Genomic DNA, 23706 nt, shown 5'->3' with positions numbered 1-23706 from the left:
GAGCTATGTCCGAAGCCAACGACAAGCAGGATGCCCAGCCCGTGGCTGCGCTCGCCCCGACTGTGCTTACTCAGGAAGCCTTGCGGAACGCGGTCGAGCGGGCCGAGGCGGAGTTCGCGGCCGCGGCCGGGCTCGACGAGCTGGCCGCCGTGAAGCCTGCGCATCTCGGTGACCAGTCGCCGTTGCTGCTCGCCCGCCGGGAGATCGGCGCGCTGGCCAAGGCCGAGAAGGCCGAGGCGGGCAAGCGGGTCAACGAGGCACGCCAGGCCATCCAGACCGCCTTCGACACGCGCCGCGCCGAGTTGCAGGCCGAGCGTGACGAGCGCGTGCTGCGCGAAGAGACGGTCGACGTCACGCTGCCGTGGGACCGGATCCCGCGTGGCGCCCGGCACCCCATCAGCACCGTCTCCGAGCGGGTCGCCGACGCCTTCGTCGCGATGGGCTACGAGATCGCCGAGGGGCCCGAGCTGGAAGCCGAGTGGTTCAACTTCGACGCGCTGAACTTCGGCAAGGACCACCCGGCGCGGCAGCTGCAGGACACCTTCTACGTCGGTGAAGAGGACTCCGGGCTGGTGTTGCGCACGCACACCTCGCCGGTGCAGGCCCGCGCGCTGCTGCACCGCGACCTGCCCGTCTACGTCGTCTGCCCCGGCCGCACCTACCGCACCGACGAGCTGGACGCCACGCACACCCCGGTGTTCACCCAGGTCGAGGGGCTCGCCGTGGACAAGGGCATCACGATGGCCCATCTGAAGGGCACGCTCGACGCCTTCGCCCGCGCGATGTTCGGCGAAAGCTCGAAAACCCGGCTGCGGCCGCATTTCTTCCCGTTCACCGAGCCTTCGGCGGAAGTGGACGTCTGGTTCGAGGAGAAGAAGGGCGGGCCCGGCTGGGTCGAATGGGGTGGCTGCGGCATGGTCAACCCGAACGTCCTGCGCGCCTGCGGTGTCGACCCCGAGGTGTACTCGGGTTTCGCCTTCGGCATGGGCATCGAGCGCACCCTGCAGTTCCGCAACGGCATCCCCGACATGCGCGACATGGTCGAGGGCGACGTGCGGTTCACCCTTCCCTTCGGAACGGAGGCCTGATGCGGGTTCCGGTGAGCTGGCTGACCGAGCACCTCGACGTCAGCGAGGAAGTGACGACCCAGGACCTGGTCGACGCGTTCGTGCGGATCGGCATCGAGGTCGACGACGTCAGCGGGCTCGGCCCGGTGACCGGCCCTCTGGTCGTCGGCCGGGTGGCCGAGATCGAGGAGCTGACCGAGTTCAAGAAGCCGATCCGGTTCTGCCGCGTCGAGGTCGGCGAGTCCGATGACGTCACCGCCGCCGGCGAGGCCGAGCCGGACGACGAGGACGACGACGAGGACGGCCCCTTCGAACACGAGGGCCCGCACGGGCTGAAGACGCGCGGGATCATCTGCGGTGCCAGCAACTTCGCCGAGGGCGACCTCGTCGTGGTCGCGCTGCCGGGCGCCGTGCTGCCCGGCGGTTTCGCCATCGGCGCGCGGAAGACCTACGGCCGGACCAGCGACGGCATGATCTGCTCGGCGCGCGAACTCGGCCTCGGCGACGACCACTCCGGCATCCTCGTGCTGCCGCCGGCGACCGCCAGCCCCGGTGACGACGCGCGGGAGCTGCTCGGGCTGGACGACACCCTCATCGAGGTCACGCCGACTCCGGACCGCGGCTACGCCCTGTCCATCCGCGGGCTGGCCAGGGAACTGTCGAACGCGCTGGACGTGCCCTTCGGCGACCCCGGCCAGCGTGAGGTGCCGGAGGCCGACCGTGACGCGTGGCCGGTGCGTGTCGAGGACACCGAGGGCTGCCGCCGGTTCGTGCTGCGCCGCGTCAAGGACCTCGACGCCACCGCCCCGACCCCGTGGTGGATGCGCCGCAGGCTGATGCTGGCCGGGATCCGGTCGATCTCGCTCGCGGTCGACGTCACCAACTACGTCATGCTCGAACTCGGGCACCCGCTGCACGCGTTCGCCACGAGCGCGGTGCAGGGCGATCTGGTGGTGCGCAAGGCGAAGCCGGGCGAGAAACTGACCACTTTGGACGATGCCGAGCGCGTGCTCGACGTCGACGACGTGGTGATCGCCGACGACTCCGGGGTCATCTCGCTGGCCGGCACCATGGGCGGTGCGAGTACCGAGATCACGCCGGAGAGCACCGATGTGCTGCTGGAGGCGGCGCACTGGGATCCCGCGTCGATCAGCCGCACCGCGCGCCGGCACAAGCTCTTCTCCGAGGCGGCCAAGCGGTTCGAGCGGTTCACCGACCCGCAGCTGTGCGCCGTCGCGGTCGAACTGGCGGCGAACCTGCTGCGCCAGTACGGCGACGGGTCGATCCAACCGGGCCGTACCGACGAGGGCGGCGTCGAGCCGAACCCGCCGGTGACCATGCCGATCAACCTGCCCGACCAGGTGGCCGGGGTGCGCTACGAGCGGGGCGTGACGGTCCGCAGGCTCGCCCAGATCGGCTGCAAGGTCGCCGTCAGCACCAGCGACGACGGCATCGGGCTCGTCACCGCGATCCCGCCGAGCTGGCGTGGTGACCTCGTGCAGCCGGCGGATCTCGTCGAGGAGGTCCTGCGGCTGGAGGGGTACGAGAGCATCCCGTCCACGCTGCCCGCCGCGCCCGCCGGTCGTGGGCTCACCGACCGGCAGCGCCGCCGTCGCGGTGTCGCGCGGGCGCTGGCGGAGTCCGGGTACGTCGAGGTGCTGCCGTTCCCGTTCGTCGGCGAAGCGGTGTGGGACGCGTTCGGCCTGCCCGCCGACGACGCGCGCCGCAGGACGGTGCGGGTGCGCAACCCCCTGGAAGCCGACCGCGACCGGATGACGACCACGTTGCTGCCCGGACTGCTGGACACCTTGCAGCGCAACGTTTCCCGCGGCACGAAGGACGTCGCGCTCTTCCACATCGGACAGGTCGTCCTGCCCGCGCCGAACCCGGTCAAGGTGCCGGAGCTCGGTGTCGAGCGGCGGCCCGCCGACGAGGAACTGGCCGTGCTCGAAGCGGCGGTGCCGATGCAGCCGCTGCACGTGGGCGTGGTGCTGGCCGGCCAGCGGCAGCGGGCGGGCTGGTGGGGCAAGGGCGAGCAGGCGAACTGGGCCGACGCGGTGGAGGCCGCGCGGACGGTCGCCGAGGCCGCCGGTGTCGAGCTGACCGTGTCCGCCGCCGATCTGCCGCCGTTCCACCCCGGCCGCTGTGCCCGGCTGAAGGTGGGGGAGTGGCCGGTCGGCCACGCCGGTGAGCTGCACCCGAAGGTGGTCGAGGCGCTGGGTCTGCCGCCGCGCACCGTCGCGATGGAACTCGACCTGGACGCGATCCCGCTGCCGGACTCGCGTCCGGCGCCGAGCGTGTCGGGCTACCCGCCGGTGCTGCTCGACGTCGCGCTCGTCGCGGCCGCGGACGTACCCTCGGCCGATCTGGCCGAGGCGCTGCGCGCCGGGGCGGGCGAGCTGCTCGAGGACATCACGCTCTTCGACGCCTACAGCGGTGAGCAGGTCGGCGAGGGCAACCGGTCGCTGGCCTACAGCCTGCGGTTCCGCGCCCCGGACCGGACGCTGACCGTCGAAGAGGCCACGAAGGCCCGTGACGCCGCCGTCGCCGCGGCGGGCGAACGGTTCGGCGCCACCATCCGCGCCTGAGTGCTCCGGTCCGTGGGGGAGGCGGCGCGACCGTCTTCCCCACGGACCGGGCACCCCTGCGGCGAGGACGCCTCGGCATCCCGGTCGGAACGCACCCGTGACGTTGCTCGCCGTCCATCGCGCGAAGCCTTATGGCTGACGCGGTTGCGTGCTCAGAACACGGCGATGGGGTTGACCGCGACGCCGGTCAGGCCGTGGATGCGCGGTGGGGCAACGGTGAGCAGGAAGCTGTAGCGCTTGAGCTCGGCGCACAGCGCCGCGAGGTCGTCGAGCTGTGAGCCGTCGATGAGCGGCATCGCCATCCGACCCAGCGCGACGCCGTGCAGCGGCGACGGGTCGGCAGGGTCGAGTGGTGGATAGGCGTCGCCCCGGTCGCCGGTGTAGAGGGCGACCCCGCGACGGTGCATCCAGCGCACCGCGTCGAGGCTGATTCCCGGTGTCGGCTTGCCAGGAAGGAGCGGGTCGGCGGGCCAGCCGAACCGCACCGCCAGCGCGTCGCCCGACCGTACCTCGACGCCTTGCCGTTGCTCGGCGTCTTCGAGGTCGCGCGAGGTCACCGCGTGCCCGGACGGCAGCGGTTCCTCGGCGGCAAGGTCGAGCAGGACCCCTCGCGTGACGATGCCGGCGGCGAAGGCCGTCGTCGAGCCGAAGGTGACGCCCGCGGCCGTCACGATCTGGTCCCTCGGGCGACCGGGGTAGACCTCGTTGTCGGTCGACCAGTGCGCCAGCGCGTCGATGTGTGTCGACTTCGCGTGGTGGTTCGTGAGCAGTATCAGATCGGCTGCCACGCCGACCCCGGTGTGGGACACCATCTGCTGCACGGGCGAGACGTCCACCGTCGTGGGCGCGAACGGGCTGCTGATCATCGGGTTGGGGATGATCGGCTGCGCCAGCGAGGCCCATCGACCGGTCCGCACCTCCGCGGCCGCCTTCGCGCGCACCTCGTCGGTGATGAGGTTGAGTGTCCCGAGTTCGTCGTCGGATCCCCACCGGCCCCAGTTGTCAGGCAGGTCGTGAGCAGCCGGATCGGCCATGTGGTTGGGTCCTCTCAACGGCTCCGCGTGTCAAGATCGACGGTAGTACAGCGAACAGGACCAGGCTCGCGGTTGCGAAGGTGTCGGGCATACTCGGGACTTTTGGCCACTATCCCGCGCTAGCCGGGCATGACATCGACCGAGTGAGCCCTCCCTCGCCCAGTATCGGTCATCGACTCCGTGGGGGTTGAGGGCTGCCATGGGATTCCCGGGCCGGTTTCGCCCTCAGCGTCGTGGTCGCCGCTGTCGTACCCATGTCGCCCGGCTCGCGGATCCGGTTCACTGGGCACGGTTTTCCCCGGTGCCGAGGTGTTTGAGCGCCTCCCGGCGGGAGAGCCCGGACAGCCCGGGGTGGTCGTCCACAAAGGACATAACCCAGCCGGGTGCCGTTTTCGCGTAGTCCCGTAGCGCCCAGCCGATGCCCTTGCGCAGAAAGAACTCCTGCGCACCGATCGAGGCTTCGACGGCGTGCGTGAGCAGCGCGGTGTCGGTGTTCTCCTTCGCGCCGAGCTGGCAGAGAATGGCGGTCCGCCTGCGCCACAGGTCCGGATCGATCGCCCAGGCCCGCATCAGCGGGGCCACGGCGGCGGGTGCGCCGCGCAGGATCGGGCCGACGCGGCGTGCGGCCAGTTCGTCGACGTAGTCCCACCACGCGCCGGTGACGATCATGTCCTCGTACAGCCCGAGCAGCTCCGGATCCTGCCAGTGCCGGTAGGCGCGGTACCCGGTGAGATCGATGGCGGCGTACCGCTCCTCGCGGTACCCGGCTTCGTGCCAGAGTACGCGCGCGGTGGCCGTGAACGTCTCCCGATCGGGGAGGACATGCTCGGCGAGGACGCGTTTCAGCAGGGCGGCGCGGGGTGGCTTCGGTACCCCGCGGAACGGCATGGGCGATTTCATGTAGGCGCGCATCACGGGCGCCTTCGCCGGGTCGGCCAGCTCGGCTAGCCCCTCGCGGACGGCCGCGATCAGCCGTCGGTCCGCACTCACGCGCGCACCTCGATTCGCTCGCCGGCGTCGGTCATGGCAACTCCTTCGTCCTTTTCGGGCGGGAGCCCGGTATCAGGAACGACGGTAGGCGACGGGACCGACAGTTTCGGAACGCGGCCGGTCGTGCGCCGAGGGTGAGCGAAAATTGTCGGGGGTGCGCGCTAGCTTCCCGGCATGACGATCATCGACGAGTACCGGACCGAGGTCCGGCAGGGAAACACCACGTATCGGATCGCGGTCGCGACGCGTAGCGGCGACCGGGCCGAACCCCGGGTCACGGTCACCGTGGGCGGGGCGGGGCCGGACGGCGAGCCGGTCGCCGACGGGCGGCTCGAACTCGACGCCGGTGCCGTGCCCGCGGTGGCGGATCTCCTCGCGGCGAGTCTGCACGCCTTCGGCGGCACGGGCGGTCCGCCGCGACGGAGAGCGCGGGACAGAGCGGCTCAACAGGGCAGGCCGTGGAGCGACGAACAGGACGCGGAGCTGGAGCACCGATGGCTGGCGGGCGAAGGTGTCGAGGAGCTTGCCCAGCGCTTCGAGCGGACGCCGGGCGGGATACGCGCGCGGCTACCGCGGGTCGGCTGCGATCCGGAGCGGCCGGGGGAGTATCTCCCGGCCCCGCCCAGCCGCCGCGCCGAGCCGGTGGAGGTGTCATGAACGGGTAGCGACGAGGTGCCGCGGATCGGGCCGGTACCAGCCCGATCCGCGGCACCGGGCGGCCCCGTCAGCCGCGTGGCGAGCGCTCCGGTCCTGGTGGCGAGAGCACCGCGGCACGTTCGCCGGGGGCGTGTTCGCGTTCGTCCGTGTCCTTTCCGGAGCCGTCGTTTCGCGCCGGGCGAGACGGCAGCCGCCGGGCGAGGGAACGGCCGAAGGCGATCGCGGGGGTCTCGACCCAGCGGTGCAGCGCGCACGCGAACAGCAGCGCGACGCCCGAGGTCGCGACGGCCTTGGCGAGCCCGTTCGGCAGCACGACCCCGGTCAGCACGGCGGCGCCGGTCTGCGAGAGGTAGAGGGCGTACGAGCGGTCCCCGACGAAGGTCATCGGGCGGCTGGACAGCAACCGGGGGACCGGCCCGCGGGTGACGACCGCGATCAGCAGCACCGCCACCCCGGCGGCGTAGATCGGGGTCACGTACTGCCAGCTGCCCCCGAGCCGGTCCCGTAGCGGTTCGACGGACAGCTGGAGCACGCAGAAACCGAGGGCGAGCACGGTTCCGGCCGCGGGGCTGGTCAGCGGGCGGACCACCGCGAAGCCTCGCGGATGATGCAGCACGAGTGCCAGCAGGCAGCCGATCACGAGCGAGCAGTAGTGCACGGAAAGGTTCGCCCAGGTGGTGCCGGGCGTGTGCGGGAGGGCCAGCAGCACCACGCCGAGCACGGCTCCGGCGCCGATCATCAGGCGCAGGGCCGTCTTCCCGGTCCTGACGAAGGAGGTGAGCACGAGCAGCGCGGGCCAGACGAAGTAGAACTTCTCTTCGACGCCCAGCGACCACGACACGGCGTAGGGCGTGTTGTAGTCCACCAGTTCGTTGCCGAAGACGAGGTAGAACGGCATGGCGTCACCGAGCCTGCTGGACCAGTACGTTCCGGCGACGGCGACGGCCACCGTGGTCAGCACGAGCAGCAGGAGGTAGACCGGCATGATCCGGAAGACCCGGCGGAGGTAGAACGCGCGCAGCGAGATCCGTCCCCGGCGGTCCTCCTCGCGCAGCGCCAGTGTGGTGATCAGGAATCCGGAGAGCACGAAGAACAGCTGCACGGCGATCCAGCCCTGGAGCCGGGTCGTCGCCGGGCCGCCGTAGTGGAAGAAGACCACGGCGAGCGCGGCGAGCGCACGCAGCCCGGTGAGCCCGGGAAACCGGTTCGTGGCCAGGTATTCGGTGTGGCTGAGCGGTTTCCACCACGAGCGGAAGGGAACAGGAGCGGCCGGCGACATGATCCGGAGCGTCGCGGGACGACGCTGAACGCGGGCTGAAGCTCGCTGAAGACGTCTTCAGCGAGCGGTTCCCCGAAGCATCGACGCGGTCAGTCCGTGCCCGGTGGCCGGTCCAGTGCGGGCAGCCGGACGACCAGCCGCGCGCCGCCCTCGCCGGGCGCGACTTCGATGGTGCCGTGGTGGGTGTGCGCGATCTCGGCCGCGATGGCGAGGCCGAGCCCGCTGCCCCCGGTGTCGCGGTCGCGTGCCTCGTCGAGCCGGACGAACCGGTCGAAGACGTGCTCGCGTTCGTCCGCCGGGATGCCGGGGCCGTCGTCGGTGACCGTCAGCACCCCTTCGGCGTCCACAGTGGACACTGTGACGGCGATGTGACCGGCGGCGTGCCGCTCGGCGTTGTCGAGGAGGTTGCGGACGAGACGTACCAGCCGGGCACGGTGACCCCGGACGATCGGGGTGCCCTCGTACTCGGTGGTGATCGTGACGCCGTCGCGGATCTCGCGTCCGTCGAGGCAAGTGGTGACCACTTCGGACAGTGCCACCGGCGCGAACGGGGGCGGCGCGGCGTTGTCGAGCTTGCCGAGCAGGACGAGATCGGCGACCAGGTCCTGCAGCCGGGTGACGTCGAGAAGGGCGTTCTCGCATGACGTCCGCCAGTCGAAACTGTCCGGATGCGCCAGCAGGACCTCGAGCTGGGTGCGCAGCGAGGAGAGGGGAGTGCGCAGCTCGTGGGACGCGTCGGCGGTGAACCGGCCCTGCCGGGCCACCGCGGTGTCGAGACGCTCCAGCATGGTGTTCATGGTGACGGCCAGCCGGGCGAGCTCGTCGCCGCTCCGGGGCGCGGGCACCCGGCGGCCGAGGTCGTGCGCGCTGATCTCGGCGACCTCGGCCCGGATGGCCTCCACCGGCCGGAGCGAACGGTGCACGGCCAGCCACGCGATCAGGCCGATCAGCAGTGACACCAGCGGGACGCCGACCAGCAGGCCGGTCCGCGCGGAGTCGACCGCCCGCTGCTCGTCCTCGTCGACCCGCGCGGCGCCGAAGACGGCGTACTTGCCATCCCCGCTGAAGTGCAGGATGGCGTGCAGCGGGATACCGGTGAGGCCTTCGGGGGTGACGCCGAGCACCCGGCTGCAGCCGGTCGAGGTGACCATGTCCACCCCGTACACCGGGAGGTTCCTGGTGTAGCCCACATCGGGATGGAGGTCGGATACGGGCAGCAGCGAACCCTCGTGCGGGTAGAAGCCCGGACAGCTCGCGAGCCGGTGCCACGAACGGTCGGTGACCTCGTACAGCGAGTCCCGCACGAGCCCGGGCAGATCCTCCGGCCGGGTGCCGGTGTTCAGCAGCTGGACGATCGCGGCGGCGCGCGCGTCGGCGAGCTGGGCGGCCCCGCTTTCGAGGCGGGCCTGTGCCTGCACGACGAAGCCCACCGCCACCGCGCTCAGCGCGACCGCCGAACTCGCGAACGCGACCAGGGCGATCCGGAAACGGGTGGACCGGAGGAACCTAGGCACTCGCGGCCACCACGTGGTAGCCCGCGCCGCGGACCGTCCTGATTGTTTCGGCGCGGAACGGGGTGTCGATCTTGCGGCGCAGCGCACTGACGTGCACCTCCACCAGGTTGGCCGTCGCGGTGGACCCGAAGTCCCAGAGGTTCTCCAGCAGCTCGGCCTTGGTGACGACCTGGCCGGGTCGCTGCATGAGATAGGCGAGCAGCGCGAACTCCTTGCCGGTCAAGGGGATTTCGGTGCCCGCGCGCTGACATCGGTGGTTGGCCCTGTCCAGCTCCAGGTCGCCGAGACGCAGGGTGCTCGGCCGGGTGGCGCCGCCCCGCCGGATCAGGGCGCGCAGCCGGGAGAGCAGGACGCCGTAGGAGAACGGCTTGGGCAGGAAGTCGTCGGCGCCGGTGTCCAGCGCCTCGATCTCGTCGTGCTCCCCGTCCTTCGCGGTGAGCATGAGGATCGGGGTCGCGTCACCCCCGGCACGCAGCCGCTCGCACACGCGGTAGCCGTTGAGGCCGGGCAGCATGATGTCGAGGATCATCGCGGAGTACGGGTTTTCCGCGGCGAGCCACAGCGCGTCGCGGCCGTTGTGCGCGACGTCCACCGCGTAGCCCTCGGCGGTCAGTCCCGCCCGGAGTGATTCGGCCAGCCGTCGTTCGTCCTCGACCAGCAGTATCCGCATCCGGTCACGATCTCACACGGCCGTTTCCCCGGCCGGTGGCGCCGGGACGGCACCCGCCGCGCGGGCGGCGAGGTCGCGCAGGTGGGTGATCAGCTCGGGCGGTTCGTGCACGGTGAACGCGCAGCCGAGGTTCAGCAGCCGGAACGCGAGCCAGTCCAGGGTGTCCTCCGTACTGTGCACCCGGCAGCTCCGCTCGTCCACCGGTTCGACGTCGCCGAACTGCGGGCCGAGCCGCGCGCGTGCCTCGTCGACCGGGAGCGCCAGGGTGATCGTCGCCCGGTAGGAGGGCAGGAGGCGGTACATCCGCTCGATCACCCAGGCCGCCATGTCCTCGGCGGGGGGCTGCCGCGGCGGGACCCGGCCGCCGGTCGCGACCGCGTCGCGGATCCGGTCCGCCCGGAAGGTCCGCCAGTCCTTCCGGTCGACGTCGTAGGCGACGAGGTACCAGCGTCGTCCGGTCGCCACGAGCCGGTGGGGTTCGGTCAGCCGCCGGGATTCCGTCCGGTCGCCCGCGCGGTAGCGGAAGCGGACGGTCTCGTGGTTCGTGATCGCCGCGGCGAACACGGTCAGCTGCGCGGGATCGACGACCGGCCCGCCGCCCGGGACGGTGACCGTCGCGTTGCCCAGCGCCCCGACGCGGTAGCGCAGCCGCGAGGGAAGCACCTGTTCGAGCTTCGCGAGCGCGCGCACGGACGCTTCGCCGATGCCCTCGACGGTCTGCGCCGCCGCGGTGCGCAGCCCGACGGCGATCGCGACGGCTTCCTCGTCGTCGAGCAGCAACGGGGGCATCGCGGTCCCCGCCACGAGCCGGTAACCGCCCGCCGCGCCGCGGGTCGCCTCGACCGGGTACCCGAGCTCACGGAGCCGGTCGATGTCCCGCCGGATGGTGCGCGCGCTGACTTCGAGCCGCTCGGCGAGTTCGCTGCCCGGCCACTCCCGGGGCGTCTGGAGCAGGGACAGCAACGTGAGCAGGCGGGCGGGCGTGTCGGTCACCGGCCCAGCATCCCACCCCGGCCTGGTTGTTTGAATTTGCAGGATGGTGCATAATCATACGTATGACGGTGAAGATCGCGGTGGCCGGCGCGAGCGGCTACGCCGGAGGAGAGCTCCTTCGCCTGCTGCTCACCCATCCGCATGTCGAGATCGGCGCGCTCACGGCGGCCAGCAGTGCCGGGACGCCGCTGGGCACCCATCAGCCGCACCTGGTCCCGCTGGCGGACCGCGTGCTCACGGAAACCACCCCGGAAACCCTTGCCGGGCACGACGTCGTGTTCCTGGCACTGCCCCACGGCCACTCCGCCGAGATCGCCGCGCGGCTCGGCCCCGACGTCCTCGTCGTCGACCTCGGCGCCGATCACCGGCTCGCCGACGCCGCTGACTGGCAGCGGTGGTACGGCGGTGAGCACGCGGGCCAGTGGCCCTACGGCCTGCCCGAACTGCCCGGCGCCCGCGAAAAACTCGTCGGTACCAAGCGGATCGCCGTCCCCGGCTGCTTCCCGACCGGCGGATCGCTGGCGCTCGCCCCCGCGCTGACCGCCGGGCTGATTCTGCCCGACGTCGCGATCGTTTCGGTGACCGGGACGTCCGGCGCCGGCAAGAGCCTCAAGCCGAACCTGCTCGGCTCCGAGGTGATGGGGTCGGCCAGCCCGTACGGCGTCGGCGGGGCGCACCGGCACACGCCCGAGTTCGCCCAGAACCTCGCCGCGGTGGCGGGCACGCGGGTTTCGGTGTCGTTCACCCCGGTCCTCGCGCCGATGTCCCGCGGCATCCTGACCACGGCGAGCGCGCCGCTGGCCGGCGAGGTGGACGCCGCGGCCGCGCGCGCGGTGTACGAGAAGGCCTACGGCGCCGAGCCGTTCGTCCAGCTGCTCCCGGAGGGCGCCTGGCCGGCGACCGCGGCGACGCTCGGTTCGAACAACGTGCAGCTCCAGGTGACCGTGGACCCCGACGCGAAGCGCCTGGTCGTGATCGCCGCGATCGACAACCTGACCAAGGGCACCGCGGGCGGTGCCGTGCAGTCGATGAACCTCGCGCTCGGATTCCCCGAGCACACCGGACTTCCCACCGTAGGAGTAGCACCGTGACCATCACCGGTCCGCAGGGTTTCCGCGCCGCGGGCGTCGCCGCCGGGATCAAGGCCTCCGGCGCGCTCGACTTCACGCTGGTCGTCAACGACGGCCCGCTCGACGTCGCGGCGGGTGTGTTCACCCGCAACGTGATCAAGGCCGCGCCGGTGCTGTGGTCGCAGGAGGTCCTGAAGCAGCGCAGGCTCAAGGCCGTCGTGCTCAACTCCGGCGGCGCGAACGCGGCGACCGGGCCCGGCGGGTTCCAGGACACCCACGCCACCGCCGAGAAGGTCGCGGAGGTGCTCGGTGCCGGCGCGATCGAGGTCGCCGTCTGCTCGACCGGTCTCATCGGCGAGCGGCTGCCGATGGACGCCGTACTGTCCGGAGTGGACACCGCGGCCAAGGCCCTGGAGGCGAGCGCGGGGGCGAGCCTGAACGCGGCCACCGGCGTGATGACCACCGACAGCAAGCCGAAGCAGGCCTTCGCGAAGCACGAGGACGGCTGGAGCGTGGGCGGGTTCGCCAAGGGCGCCGGGATGCTCGCGCCGAACCTGGCCACCATGCTGTCGGTGCTCACCACCGACGCCGTGGTGGACCCGGAGGTCCTCGACCGCGCGCTGCGGGCCGCGACCGGGATCACCTACGACCGGCTCGACGTCGACGGCGGTACCTCGACCAACGACACCGTGCTCGTGCTCGCCTCGGGCGCCAGCGGGGTCGAGCCGTCGGAGGCGGCGCTGACCGAGACGCTGACCGCGGTCGCGCTCGACCTCGTCCTCCAGCTGCGCGCGGACTCCGAAGGCGCGACCAAGGACGTCGACGTCGTCGTCAAGGGTGCCGTCACCGAGGCGGACGCCGTCGCCGTCGCCCGCACCGTCGCCGAGGACAACCTGGTCAAGACCGCGCTGTTCGGCTCGGACCCGAACTGGGGCCGTATCGCCATGGCGCTCGGCCGTGCTCAGGCCACGATCGACGCGGAGCAGGTGGCGATCGCGATCAACGGCGTCACCCTCTTCGCCCATGGCACCACCGCCGAGGACCGTTCGGCGGCGGACCTGTCCGGCCGGGCCATCGAGATCGTCATCGACCTCGGTGTCGGTGACCACACCGCCACCGTCTACACCACCGACCTTTCCCATGGTTACGTCGAAGAGAACAGTGCTTATTCCTCATGAACAGGGAGGCTCTGATTTCCGCGGACGAGAGACTGGAGACGGCGGCCGAGAAGGCCGGGGTGCTCATCGAGGCGCTGCCCTGGCTGCAGCGGTTCCACGGCGCGACCGTGGTGGTGAAGTACGGCGGCAACGCGATGGTCGACGACCGGCTCAAGCAGGCCTTCGCCGACGACATGGTGTTCCTGCGGCTGGCCGGGCTGCGCCCGGTGGTCGTGCACGGCGGTGGCCCGCAGATCAGCGCGATGCTGGGCAGGCTCGGCATGACCGGGGAGTTCAAGGGCGGGCTGCGGGTGACCACGCCGGAGACGATGGACGTCGTCCGCATGGTGCTGGTCGGCCAGGTCAGCCGCGAGCTGGTCGGGCTGATCAACGCGCACGGCCCGTACGCCGTCGGCATCTCCGGCGAGGACGCCCGGCTGTTCACCGCCGAACGCAAACAGGCCACTGTGGACGGTGAGCCGGTGGACATCGGGCTGGTCGGCGAGGTCGCCGCGGTCAACCCGGACGCGGTGCTCGACATCGTCAACGCCGGGCGCATCCCGGTGGTCTCGACCGTGGCCCCGGACATCGACGGCGTGGTGCACAACGTCAACGCCGACACCGCGGCCGGCGCGCTCGCCGCGGCGCTCGGCGCGGAGAAGCTCGTCGTGCTGACCGACGTCGAGGGCCTGTACGCGAACTGGCCGGACCGGTCCTCGCTGATCGACCGCCTCGACGTCCGCCGGCTCGAACAGCTGCTGCCCGGCCTGGCCAGCGGCATGATCCCCAAGATGGAGGCGTGCGTCCGCGCGATCCGCGGCGGGGTGCGGCGCGCGCACGTGATCGACGGCCGAATCGCCCATTCGGTGCTGCTGGAGGTCTTCACCTCGCGCGGCATCGGCACCATGGTCTTCCCCGAAACGGAGCAACCGTGACCTTACAGTCCAATGTAGACGGCCAGGAACACTGGAAGTCCGCGCTGATGGACAACTACGGCACCCCGGCGCTGACCCTGGTCCGCGGCGAGGGCGCCACGGTGTGGGACGCCGACGGCCGCGAGTACGTCGACCTCGTCGGCGGGATCGCGGTCAACGCGCTCGGCCACGCCCATCCGGCGGTGGTGCGCGCGGTCGGCGAGCAGATCGCGAAGATCGGCCACACCTCGAACCTCTACGTCAACCCGGTCGCGGTCGAACTGGCCGAGGCGCTGCTGGACGTCGCGGGCCTTTCCGGCAACGGCAAGGTGCTGTTCGTCAACTCCGGCGCCGAGGCCAACGAGGCCGCGCTGAAGATCAGCAGGCTCACCGGCCGGACGAAGATCGTCGCCGCGGACGGCGCCTTCCACGGCCGCACGATGGGCGCGCTGTCGCTCACCGGCCAGCCGTCGAAGCGCGACCCGTTCGCCCCGCTGGTCCCCGGCGTCACGCACGTCCCGTACGGCGACGTCGAGGCGCTGCGCGCGGCCGTCGACGGCGAAACCGCGGCGGTGTTCCTGGAGCCGGTCCTCGGCGAGGGCGGCGTCGTCCCGGCGCCGGCCGGGTATCTGCAGGCGGCGCGCGAGCTCACCAAGTCGGCGGGCGCGCTGCTCGTCCTCGACGAGGTGCAGACCGGGATCGGCAGGCTCGGCACCTGGTTCGCCTTCCAGCAGGCCGGGATCGTGCCGGACGTGATCACGCTGGCCAAGGGCCTCGGCGGCGGGCTGCCGCTCGGCGCGGTGATCGGCGTCGGCGCCGCGGGCGACCTGCTCAAGCCGGGCCAGCACGGCACCACGTTCGGCGGGAACCCGGTGTGCTGCGCGGCCGGGCTCGCGGTGCTGCGCACCCTCGCCGAGAACGAACTGCTCGACCACGTCGCCGCGCTGGGCAAGGACATCGCGGCCGGGGTCGAGGCGCTGCACCACCCGCTGGTCGCCGGCGTGCGGGGCAGTGGCCTGCTGCTCGGGATCGCACTGAACAAACCGGTCGCCGCCGCCGCGCAGAAGTCCGCGCAGGACGCCGGATACCTGGTCAACGCCGTCGCGCCGGACACCGTCCGGCTGGCGCCGCCGCTGGTGCTCACCGACGAACAGGCCGAAGGCTTCGTCGCCGCGCTCCCGGCGGTACTCGATTCGATCACCCCGAAGGACGACTGATGCTCCGCCATTTCCTCCGCGACGACGACGTCAGCCCGGCCGAACAGGCCGAGCTGCTGGACCTCGCCGACGCGCTCAAGGCCGACCCGCTCGGCAACAGCGCGCTGGCAGGTAAGTCCGTCGCGGCGATCTTCGAGAAGAACTCCACCCGGACTCGGCTGTCCTTCGACGTCGGCATCTCGCAGCTCGGCGGGCATTCGGTGATAGTGGACGGACGCTCGATGCAGCTCGGCCGTGAGGAGACCATCGAGGACACCTCGCGGGTGCTGTCCCGCTACGTCGACGCCGTGGTGTGGCGGACGTTCGCGCAGAAGCGCATCGACGCGATGGCGTCGGTGTCGCGGATCCCGGTGATCAACGCGCTGACCGACGAGTTCCACCCGTGCCAGGTGCTCACCGACCTGATGACGATCCGGGAACGCAAGGGCAGGCTCGCCGGGCTGACCATGGTGTACCTGGGCGACGGCGCGAACAACATGGCCCATTCGCTGCTGCTCGGCGGCACCACCGCCGGGATGCACGTGCGGGTGGTGTCCCCGGAGGGTTTCCAGCCCGACCAGCAGGTCATGCTCGACTCCAAGCACCGGGGGAGCGAGACCGGTGGCAGTGCCGCGGTGTTCGTCGACCCGCACGCCGCGGTCGACGGCGCCGACGTGCTGGTCACCGACACCTGGACCTCGATGGGGCAGGAGAACGACGGGCTCGACCGGGTCGGCCCGTTCCGCGCGCTGCAGGTCAACGCCGAGCTGCTGAAGCGGGCCGCGGACGAGGCGATCGTGCTGCACTGCCTGCCCGCGCACCGCGGCTGGGAGATCACCGACGAGGTGCTCGACGGCCCCGCCAGCGCGGTGTGGGACGAGGCCGAAAACCGCCTGCACGCACAGAAGGCTCTTCTCGTCTGGCTGCTCGATCAGGAGCGACGTAAGTGACCAGCAGCAGGGCCGGGCGCCAGGCGCGGATCACCGAACTGGTGTCCACGATGGCCATCCGCAGCCAGACCGAACTCGCGAAGCTCCTCGCGGCCGAAGGCATCGAGGTCACCCAGGCCACCCTGTCCCGGGATCTCGACGAGCTGGGCGCGGTCAAGCTGCGGGGTGCCGACTCGGGGGCGCCGGTGTACGTCATCCCCGAGGACGGCAGCCCGGTGCGCGGGGTGCAGGGCGGCACCTCGCGGTTGTCCCGGCTGCTCGCCGAGCTGCTGGTCTCGGTGGACTCGTCGGGGAACCTCACGGTGCTGCGCACGCCCCCGGGCGCGGCGCAGTTCCTGGCCAGCGCGATCGACCGATCCGCGCTGGAGGAGGTCGTCGGCTCCATCGCCGGCGACGACACGGTGGCGGTGATCGCCAGGGAGCCGCTGTCGGGAAAGGATCTCGCCGAACGGTTCGCCGCGCTCGCGCGGCGATCGTCTACTTTGGACGCGGAGGACGAAGGAGGAGGGTTGTGACCGAGCGGATCGTGCTCGCCTACTCGGGCGGGCTGGACACGTCGGTCGGCATCGGCTGGATCGCCGAGGAGACCGGCGCCGAGGTCGTGGCGGTGGCCGTGGACCTCGGCCAGGGTGGTGAAGACCTGGAGACGATCCGGCAGCGCGCGCTCGACTGCGGTGCCGTCGAGGCCGTCGTGGCCGACGCCCGCGCCGAGTTCGCGGACGACTACTGCCTGCCGGCGTTGCAGGCGAACGCGCTCTACATGGACCGGTACCCACTGGTCTCGGCACTGTCCCGGCCCGTCATCGTCAAGCACCTCGCGAAGGCGGCGAAATACCACGGTGCGGACACCGTCGCGCACGGCTGCACCGGCAAGGGCAACGACCAGGTCCGTTTCGAGGTCGGCATCGGCGCGCTCGCGCCGGACCTCAAGGTGCTCGCTCCCGTCCGCGACTTCGCGTGGACGAGGGAGAAGGCGATCACCTACGCCGAGGAACACGACCTCCCGATCGACGTCACCAAGTCCTCGCCGTTCTCGATCGACCAGAACGTGTGGGGCCGCGCGGTGGAGACCGGGTTCCTCGAAGACCTGTGGAACGCTCCGACCGAAGAGGTCTACTCCTACACCGAGCACCCCACGGCCAACTTCGCGGCACCCGACGAACTGGTCATCACCTTCGACCGGGGCGTGCCGGTCGCGATCGACGGCGAGACCGTCACCATGCTGGAGGCCATCCAGCAGCTCAACCGGCGGGCCGGCGCCCACGGGGTCGGGCGGCTCGACATGGTCGAGGACCGGCTCGTCGGCATCAAGAGCCGGGAGATCTACGAGGCACCCGGCGCGATCGCGCTGATCACCGCGCACCAGGAGCTGGAGAACGTCACCGTCGAGCGTGATCTCGCCCGGTTCAAGCGGCAGGTCGAGCAGCGCTGGGGTGAGCTGGTGTACGACGGCCTCTGGTTCTCGCCGCTGAAGGAGGCGCTGGACACCTTCATCGGGAAGTCGCAGGAGCGGGTCTCCGGCGAAATCCGGATGGTGCTGCACGGCGGCGGCGCCGTCGTCACCGGCAGGCGCAGCGAGGAGTCGCTGTACGACTTCAACCTCGCCACCTACGACGAGGGCGACACCTTCGACCAGTCGCTGGCCAAGGGCTTCGTACGGTTGTGGGGTCTCCCCAGCAAGATCGCCGCCAAGCGGGATCTCGCCAAGTAACTCGAGAAAGGCACAAAGTGAGCAGTAACGAGCAGCCGGTCGCACTGTGGGGCGGCCGGTTCGCCAGTGGACCGGCCGAGGCGATGGCGGCGCTGAGCGCGTCGACCCATTTCGACTGGCGCCTCGCGCCGTACGACATCGCCGGGTCACGGGCGCACGCCCGCGTGCTGCGCACGGCCGGGCTGCTCACCGAGGACGAGCTCACCGGGATGCTCGCCGCCCTCGACACCCTCGCCGAGGACGTCGCGTCCGGCGCGTTCACCCCGGCCGTCGCCGACGAGGACGTGCACACCGCGCTCGAACGCGGCCTGCTGGAGCGGGCGGGCGCGGAACTCGGCGGCAAGCTGCGGGCGGGCCGCTCGCGCAACGACCAGGTCGCGACGCTGTTCCGCATGTGGCTGCGGGACGCCGGGCGCCGGGTCGTCGCGGGCACGCTCGACGTCGTCGAGGCGCTGGTGTCGCAGGCGCGGCGGCATCCGGACGCGATCCTGCCGGGCCGCACGCACCTGCAGCACGCCCAGCCGGTGCTGCTGGCCCATCACCTGCTCGCCCACGGGCAGTCGTTGCTGCGGGACGTCTCGCGCCTGCGTGACTGGGACGCCCGCACCGCCGAATCGCCCTACGGTTCGGGCGCGCTGGCGGGTTCGTCGCTCGGCCTCGACCCCGAGGCGGTCGCGGCCGAACTCGGCTTCGCTTCCAGCGTCGAGAACTCCATCGACGGCACGGCCTCGCGGGACTTCGTCGCCGAGTTCGCGTTCGCCGTCGCGATGCTCGCGGTGAACCTGTCCCGGATCGCCGAAGAGGTGATCATCTGGAACACCGCCGAGTTCGGCTACGTCACGCTCGACGACGCCTGGGCCACCGGCAGCTCGATCATGCCGCAGAAGAAGAACCCCGACGTCGCCGAGCTGACCAGGGGCAAGGCGGGGCGGCTGATCGGCAACCTGACCGGCCTGCTGGCGACGCTCAAGGCACAGCCGCTGGCGTACAACCGGGACCTGCAGGAGGACAAGGAACCGGTGTTCGACTCGGTCGAGCAGCTGGAACTGCTGTTCCCGGCGATCGCGGGCATGCTCGGCACGCTCACCTTCCACACCGGGCGTCTCGCCGAACTCGCGCCGGCGGGCTTCACCCTCGCCACCGACATCGCGGAATGGCTGGTGCGCCAAGGCGTTCCGTTCCGCGTCGCGCACGAGGCGGCGGGGGAGAGCGTCCGGGTCGCGGAGGCGAGGGGTGCCGGGCTCGACGAGCTCACCGACGCCGAGTTCGCGAAGATCAACCCCGCGCTGACCCCGGCCGTGCGCGAGGTCCTGACCGTCGAGGGCTCGGTGCGCTCCCGCGACGCGCGCGGCGGTACCGCGCCGGAGCGGGTCGCCGAGCAGCGGGAGCGGCTGGTCGAGCGGGTCGCCGAGCACCGGAAGTGGCTCGCCTGACACCGCCGAAGCGCTGAGCGCCGGGGAATCCGGTGCTCAGCGCTTCGTTTTGCGCAGCTTCGCCCTGACCGCGCGGGTGGCCACCGGGCCGAGGCCCTCGACGACGTCGACGAGCGCGGCGAGCCGGGCCAGCGCCTCCAGCGCCTGCTCGCCACCGTCCGGATCCACCGACTCGAACAGCGTCAGGCCGAGGAACCCCGCGGACACCGCGCGGGCGAGGCCCGCGGGGTCGGCGAACTCGGTCAGCGGCGAACCGGCCAGCACGCGTTCCAGCGTCGCCTGGACCTCGACGACCCACTTGTCCAGCGCCTCCCGCGTCGCCTCGGCGAGCCTGCCGCCCGTCTGCGCGCCGGCGAGCGTCTGGGCCAGCACGGCCAGGTTGCCCTCGGCCCGCTCCTCGACGTGGATCCGCCGCCCGAGATCGAGCAGCTCGCCGACGGTCCGGACCTCGGCGAACCGCGGCCGGTACGTCGCCACCCGCGCTTCCGTCGCCGAGACACAGGCCTGCGCGACGAGCTCGTCGACACTGCCGAAGTGATAGAAGATCAGCGCCTGGTTGGTGCCCGCCGCCGCGGCGACGGTGCGCGCGGAAACCGCGGTGATGCCCTGGCCGCGGATCGTCGCGAGCACGCCGTCGATCAGCCGTTGCTTGGTGCTCGGCTTCTCGGATCGGCTGCTGTCCATCAGTCCAGGACCTTCTCACGGAGCGGTTTGACCGCGCCGCTCACCCCCGTTCCCGTCTCGACGAACCGGGCCTCGAACGCGCCCCGGTAGCCGAACAGCGGGCCGAACCGGTGGTTGACGACCGCGACCTCGACGCGGAAGCGGCCGCTCGCCTCGTCGAACCACTCGTTGACCTCGGCCACGCCCGTCAACGCCCGCGGCACGACCGCGCGCAGCGGGCCTTCGGCCAGCCGGAACTCACCGCTGCGGATGCGGAACCCGCCGTCGGGCCGCACGGTGATGTCCAGGTCCACCGCGAGGTGCTGGTGGGTGCCCAGATAGTCCACAATCCGCCCCCTCGCCGGGTTGTAGACCATCTGGGCGTCGAACCGGCGCCGACGGCCGGGGAGTTCGAAGGTGCGCACGAAGGACACCGTCTCCCGGCCGTGTGCGTCGAGATAGGGGTAGTTCTCGATGGTGAAGGGGACGTCGCGGCCCTGCTCGGGGAAGAGGATGTGCCGCGTGGCCCCGAGCCGGAGAAAGGGCGCGGTGAACGCCGGGCCGCGCCAGATGCGCTCCATCACGCCGTGGCCGATCATGCCGACGCCCCCGGCCGTGGACAACGCGAGGCGTTGCGCCATCCGCGGGTGCAGCGCGGCGATCCCGTCCCCGAGCGCGCTGGCGAAGATCCCGGTCATGGCCGCTCCACGGTGGTCAGCAGGCGTGGCGCCGTGGCGTCCTTCGCGCGGGCCGGACGGCGTCGGCAGCGTGCCGCCGACGGGCCGAGCAGCGGCTGGCTCTCCGGCGCCGCCCCGGTTTCCAGCCAGATCCGCAGCCGGTCGAATGACCACGCCGTCATCCAGCCGAACAGCGGCCGGAAGGCCAGGTCCGCGAGCCGGCCGAACGGACCCCAGCGGGTGGTGTAGTCGAAGCCGGTGACGAACCGGACGCCGTCGGGCGTGGGGGTGTAGCGCCAATATCCGGCACCCGCCTTGATCAGCGACAGCGGATCGGCCGAGGAGAACCGCAGCGCGGAGACGCGGGTGCCGTCGGGGCGGCTCCGTTCGCCCGCGTTGACACCGATCCCGCCGACCGCCACACCGAAGATCCGGGTGGTGTATCGGAACCGGCGGCCCGGGGCCCCGTCGAGGTAGTCGATCCGGCTGAACCGCAGGTCCCAGCGCTGGTGCAGCGCGGGGTTCTGGGTGTGTTCCCACAGCGTTTCCGGATCGGTCCGGATCACCGTTTCCACGTAGAGCGACCGGCGGCGCATCGCGTTCCCTCCCTGTTTGAGCGAGTGCTCAAATCGACTATAACCCCGATTTGAGCATCCGCTCAAGACCCTCCCCGGGCGGGCGGCCGGGGGAGGGGACCCGGCTACGATGGCGCCGGGCGAAGGCTGGCGAAGGGGACACGACATCACTGCCGAAACGACGACGCACGGCCGGATCTTCACGCGCGCCGAGCTGGCACTCGATCCGGTCGACCTCGCCGAACTGCTCCTGGGCGCGGTGATCGAGTCCACCGGCCCGGACGGCACGGTCGCCGTCCGGCTGGTCGAGGTCGAGGCGTACCGGGGCCTCGACGACCCGGCGTCGCACTGCTACCGGGGCCGCACCCCTCGCAACGCGGTCATGTGGGGCCCGGCCGGTCACCTGTACGTGTACTTCGTCTACGGCATGCACTTCTGCGCCAACGTCGTCGGCACCGAGGACGGCCAGCCGGGCGCGGTGCTGCTGCGCGCGGGGGAGATCGTCTCCGGCGCGGACCTCGCCCGCGCGCGCAAACCGGCGGCACGGGGCAGCGGCGAGTTCGCCAAGGGGCCCGCGATCCTGACCTCGGTGCTCGGGATCGACCGCGAGCAGAACGGCGTCGACCTGACCGACCCGGCCTCACCGGTACGGCTGCTGACCGGGGAGCGGGTCCCGGCGGACGACGTCCGCACCGGCCCGAGGGTGGGTGTCGCGATGGCGATGGAGACTCCGTGGCGGTTCTGGATCGACGGCTCGCCCGCCGTGTCCACCTACCGCAGGGGCGGCCGCAAACGCCCGCGCTGACCGCGCCGGTGCCCCCGTACCAATCCGCTTGACCTGGTACGGGAGGATCTACAGGTGTGAGTGAGCACATCCTTGACGAGTTGTCCTGGCGCGGCCTGATCGCGCAGTCCACCGACGCCGACGCACTGCGGCGAGAACTCGACCAAGGGCCTGTCACGCTGTATTGCGGGTTCGACCCGACCGCGCCCAGCCTGCACGCCGGAAACCTCGTCCCGTTGCTCATGCTGTCGCGGTTCCAGCGCGCCGGGCACCGGCCGATCGTGCTGGCCGGTGGCGCGACCGGGATGATCGGCGACCCGCGTGACACCGGGGAGCGCGCGATGACCTCGCTCGACGTCGTCGCCGAGTGGGCCGGCCGGATCCGCGGTCAGCTGGAGCGGTTCGTCGACTTCGACGACTCGCCGACCGGCGCGATCATCGTGAACAACCTCGACTGGACCAGCAAGCAGAACGTCCTGGAGTTCCTGCGCGACGTCGGCAAGCACTTCCCGGTCAACACCCTGCTCAACCGGGAGACCGTGAAGCGCAGGCTCGAGACCGACGGCATGTCCTACACCGAGTTCAGCTACCTGCTGCTCCAGTCGCAGGACTACCTGCACCTCTACCGCGGCCACGACTGCCGGTTGCAGCTCGGCGGCTCGGACCAGTGGGTCAACCTCGTCGGCGGTGTCGACCTCATCCGGCGGACCGAGGCGGCGACCGTGCACGCGCTGACCGCGCCGCTGGTGGTCGACTCGGAGGGACGCAAGTTCGGGAAGTCCACCGGCGGCGGCAACGTCTGGCTCGATCCGGAGATGACCTCGCCGTACGCCTGGTACCAGTACTTCGTCAACGTCGCGGACGCCGACGTGGTCGGGTACCTGCGGATGTTCACCTTCCTGGAGCAGGAGGAGATCGCCGCGCTGGCCGAGGACACCGAGCAGCGCCCGCACCTGCGCGCGGCGCAGCGGAGGCTGGCCGAGGTGTTCACGACCCTGGTCCACGGCGAGGAGCAGACGCGCCAGGTGATCGCCGCCAGCCAGGCCCTGTTCGGGCGTGGCGAGCTGCGTGAGCTCGACGCGCGCACACTTGACGCCGCCATGGCGGAGGTGCCGACCGGCAAGATCGAGCCTGCCGGGGACGCCACCATCGTCGATCTGCTGATCGCCGGCGGCCTGGTGGACAGCAAGGGAGCCGCGCGCCGTGCCGTGAAGGAGGGCGGGGCGTACGTCAACAACGTGAAGGTCACCGACGACGAGTGGAAGCCGTCCGCCGCGGACGCGCTGCACGGCCGCTGGCTCGTCGTCCGCAAGGGCAAGCGGAACGTCGCGGGCGTCAGCTACGGCGGCTGACCGGCCCATCGGCCCGGAACAGGGGCTTGAGCTGCGGAAACGCGCTTAAGGTACCCCCCTGTTTCGGGCTGTTTGGGGGCGTGTAATGTTCTCTTCGTCGCCAGGGAGACCAGGCGGCCGCCGGGACACGAACCAAGCTCTCGCCTCAGCGCGATTGAGTGGGTGTCCCACCAAAAACTGCTAGGAATGACTGCCTCGGTCGAGGCCGCGCGAGTGTGTGTGGCTTGGGTTGTGGGTGTGTTGCTTGAGAACTCAACAGTGTGCTAGTGAACTAAGCCAGTAGAGCTTATTTGTTTGAAACCCTGCCTCGTTGGGGTTTCCTTTGAGAGCATTACATGCCTCGATCGAATTTGAAGACATTGTTGGAGAGTTTGATCCTGGCTCAGGACGAACGCTGGCGGCGTGCTTAACACATGCAAGTCGAACGCTGAA

General features: G+C 71.2%; 22 protein-coding genes and 1 rRNA gene. 14 read left to right on the top strand and 9 right to left on the bottom strand.

Annotation, left to right across the window (positions count from 1 at the left end; translation table 11 throughout):
- The first annotated feature begins 5 nt into the window (after positions 1-5).
- Both pheS and pheT read left to right on the top strand, forming a co-directional pair.
- A complete protein-coding gene (gene pheS, locus ABD987_RS41285) occupies positions 6-1088 on the top strand; it encodes a phenylalanine--tRNA ligase subunit alpha (RefSeq protein WP_345407845.1) in 1083 nt (360 codons plus the stop codon).
- The gene (pheT, locus tag ABD987_RS41280; RefSeq protein ID WP_345407843.1) at positions 1088-3655 is read left to right on the top strand and encodes a phenylalanine--tRNA ligase subunit beta; all 2568 of its coding nucleotides are present in this window, start codon (positions 1088-1090) and stop codon (positions 3653-3655) included. The genes pheS and pheT overlap by 1 nt, the downstream gene beginning before the upstream one ends.
- Before the next feature lie 152 nt (positions 3656-3807).
- Here the strand turns inward: pheT and ABD987_RS41275 are convergent, their stop codons facing one another.
- Positions 3808-4689, bottom strand: a complete 882-nt coding sequence (locus ABD987_RS41275) for a cyclase family protein (protein ID WP_345407841.1) — start codon at positions 4687-4689, stop codon at positions 3808-3810.
- Between the two features lie 279 nt (positions 4690-4968).
- Positions 4969-5679: a DNA alkylation repair protein gene (locus ABD987_RS41270; RefSeq protein WP_345407839.1), complete on the bottom strand. Its 711-nt coding sequence runs from the start codon at positions 5677-5679 to the stop codon at positions 4969-4971.
- Between the two features lie 174 nt (positions 5680-5853).
- Here ABD987_RS41270 and ABD987_RS41265 point away from each other — a divergent pair, with 174 nt between their 5' ends.
- The gene (locus ABD987_RS41265) at positions 5854-6336 is read left to right on the top strand and encodes a helix-turn-helix domain containing protein (protein WP_345407837.1); all 483 of its coding nucleotides are present in this window, start codon (positions 5854-5856) and stop codon (positions 6334-6336) included.
- A 67-nt stretch (positions 6337-6403) separates the two neighbouring features.
- Here the strand turns inward: ABD987_RS41265 and ABD987_RS41260 are convergent, their stop codons facing one another.
- The 4 genes from ABD987_RS41260 to ABD987_RS41245 all read right to left on the bottom strand — a co-directional run bounded on the left by ABD987_RS41260 (position 6404) and on the right by ABD987_RS41245 (position 10792).
- On the bottom strand, positions 6404-7615 hold the full coding sequence (locus ABD987_RS41260) for an acyltransferase family protein (RefSeq protein WP_345407835.1): 1212 nt from the start codon (positions 7613-7615) through the stop codon (positions 6404-6406).
- Positions 7616-7704: 89 nt separating this feature from the next.
- Positions 7705-9129 carry a sensor histidine kinase gene (locus ABD987_RS41255; RefSeq protein WP_345407833.1) on the bottom strand — a complete coding sequence of 475 codons (1425 nt, stop codon included), beginning with the start codon at positions 9127-9129 and terminating at the stop codon, positions 7705-7707.
- Positions 9122-9799 carry a response regulator transcription factor gene (locus ABD987_RS41250; RefSeq protein WP_345407831.1) on the bottom strand — a complete coding sequence of 226 codons (678 nt, stop codon included), beginning with the start codon at positions 9797-9799 and terminating at the stop codon, positions 9122-9124. Before ABD987_RS41250 ends, ABD987_RS41255 begins: the two co-directional genes overlap by 8 nt.
- Before the next feature lie 12 nt (positions 9800-9811).
- Entirely contained in the window at positions 9812-10792 is a 981-nt protein-coding gene (locus tag ABD987_RS41245; protein ID WP_345407829.1) for a helix-turn-helix transcriptional regulator, read from the bottom strand.
- 62 nt (positions 10793-10854) lie between these two features.
- On the opposite strand from ABD987_RS41245, the gene argC reads away from it, so the two are divergent.
- From argC to argH, 8 genes are read left to right on the top strand one after another with little or no spacing between them, the layout of a single operon-like run.
- Positions 10855-11883: an N-acetyl-gamma-glutamyl-phosphate reductase gene (argC, locus tag ABD987_RS41240; RefSeq protein ID WP_345407827.1), complete on the top strand. Its 1029-nt coding sequence runs from the start codon at positions 10855-10857 to the stop codon at positions 11881-11883.
- Entirely contained in the window at positions 11880-13040 is a 1161-nt protein-coding gene (argJ, locus tag ABD987_RS41235; RefSeq protein ID WP_345407825.1) for a bifunctional glutamate N-acetyltransferase/amino-acid acetyltransferase ArgJ, read from the top strand. The genes argC and argJ overlap by 4 nt, the downstream gene beginning before the upstream one ends.
- Complete coding sequence (gene argB / locus ABD987_RS41230; RefSeq protein WP_345407823.1) at positions 13037-13954, top strand: acetylglutamate kinase; 918 nt, start codon at positions 13037-13039, stop codon at positions 13952-13954. The genes argJ and argB overlap by 4 nt, the downstream gene beginning before the upstream one ends.
- Positions 13951-15150: an acetylornithine transaminase gene (locus ABD987_RS41225; RefSeq protein ID WP_345407821.1), complete on the top strand. Its 1200-nt coding sequence runs from the start codon at positions 13951-13953 to the stop codon at positions 15148-15150. Before argB ends, ABD987_RS41225 begins: the two co-directional genes overlap by 4 nt.
- The gene (gene argF / locus ABD987_RS41220) at positions 15150-16079 is read left to right on the top strand and encodes an ornithine carbamoyltransferase (protein ID WP_345407819.1); all 930 of its coding nucleotides are present in this window, start codon (positions 15150-15152) and stop codon (positions 16077-16079) included. Before ABD987_RS41225 ends, argF begins: the two co-directional genes overlap by 1 nt.
- Positions 16076-16594, top strand: a complete 519-nt coding sequence (locus ABD987_RS41215; protein WP_345407817.1) for an arginine repressor — start codon at positions 16076-16078, stop codon at positions 16592-16594. The genes argF and ABD987_RS41215 overlap by 4 nt, the downstream gene beginning before the upstream one ends.
- On the top strand, positions 16591-17790 hold the full coding sequence (locus ABD987_RS41210) for an argininosuccinate synthase (RefSeq protein WP_345407815.1): 1200 nt from the start codon (positions 16591-16593) through the stop codon (positions 17788-17790). The genes ABD987_RS41215 and ABD987_RS41210 overlap by 4 nt, the downstream gene beginning before the upstream one ends.
- 17 nt (positions 17791-17807) lie before the next feature.
- A complete protein-coding gene (gene argH / locus ABD987_RS41205; RefSeq protein ID WP_345407813.1) occupies positions 17808-19223 on the top strand; it encodes an argininosuccinate lyase in 1416 nt (471 codons plus the stop codon).
- A 36-nt stretch (positions 19224-19259) separates the two neighbouring features.
- Here the strand turns inward: argH and ABD987_RS41200 are convergent, their stop codons facing one another.
- Genes ABD987_RS41200 through ABD987_RS41190 form a run of 3 tightly spaced genes read right to left on the bottom strand, consistent with a single transcriptional unit; the run spans position 19260 to position 21159 of the window.
- Entirely contained in the window at positions 19260-19907 is a 648-nt protein-coding gene (locus ABD987_RS41200; protein ID WP_345407811.1) for a TetR/AcrR family transcriptional regulator, read from the bottom strand.
- Positions 19907-20584, bottom strand: a complete 678-nt coding sequence (locus ABD987_RS41195) for a DUF4166 domain-containing protein (protein WP_345407809.1) — start codon at positions 20582-20584, stop codon at positions 19907-19909. The genes ABD987_RS41200 and ABD987_RS41195 overlap by 1 nt, the downstream gene beginning before the upstream one ends.
- The gene (locus ABD987_RS41190; RefSeq protein ID WP_345407807.1) at positions 20581-21159 is read right to left on the bottom strand and encodes an SRPBCC family protein; all 579 of its coding nucleotides are present in this window, start codon (positions 21157-21159) and stop codon (positions 20581-20583) included. The genes ABD987_RS41195 and ABD987_RS41190 overlap by 4 nt, the downstream gene beginning before the upstream one ends.
- 109 nt (positions 21160-21268) lie before the next feature.
- On the opposite strand from ABD987_RS41190, the gene ABD987_RS41185 reads away from it, so the two are divergent.
- From ABD987_RS41185 to ABD987_RS41175, 3 genes are all read left to right on the top strand, one after another.
- On the top strand, positions 21269-21943 hold the full coding sequence (locus tag ABD987_RS41185) for a DNA-3-methyladenine glycosylase (protein WP_345407805.1): 675 nt from the start codon (positions 21269-21271) through the stop codon (positions 21941-21943).
- Positions 21944-21999: 56 nt separating this feature from the next.
- A complete protein-coding gene (gene tyrS, locus ABD987_RS41180; RefSeq protein ID WP_345407803.1) occupies positions 22000-23274 on the top strand; it encodes a tyrosine--tRNA ligase in 1275 nt (424 codons plus the stop codon).
- Positions 23275-23633: 359 nt separating this feature from the next.
- A 16S ribosomal RNA gene (locus tag ABD987_RS41175) occupies positions 23634-23706 on the top strand; the annotation flags it as partial.

Origin of the sequence: Amycolatopsis samaneae (assembly GCF_039541975.1) — a bacterium.
Taxonomy (GTDB): domain Bacteria; phylum Actinomycetota; class Actinomycetes; order Mycobacteriales; family Pseudonocardiaceae; genus Amycolatopsis; species Amycolatopsis samaneae.
Note: the sequence above shows the minus strand (reverse complement) of the source record. Positions and strands in the feature narration are given on the sequence as shown.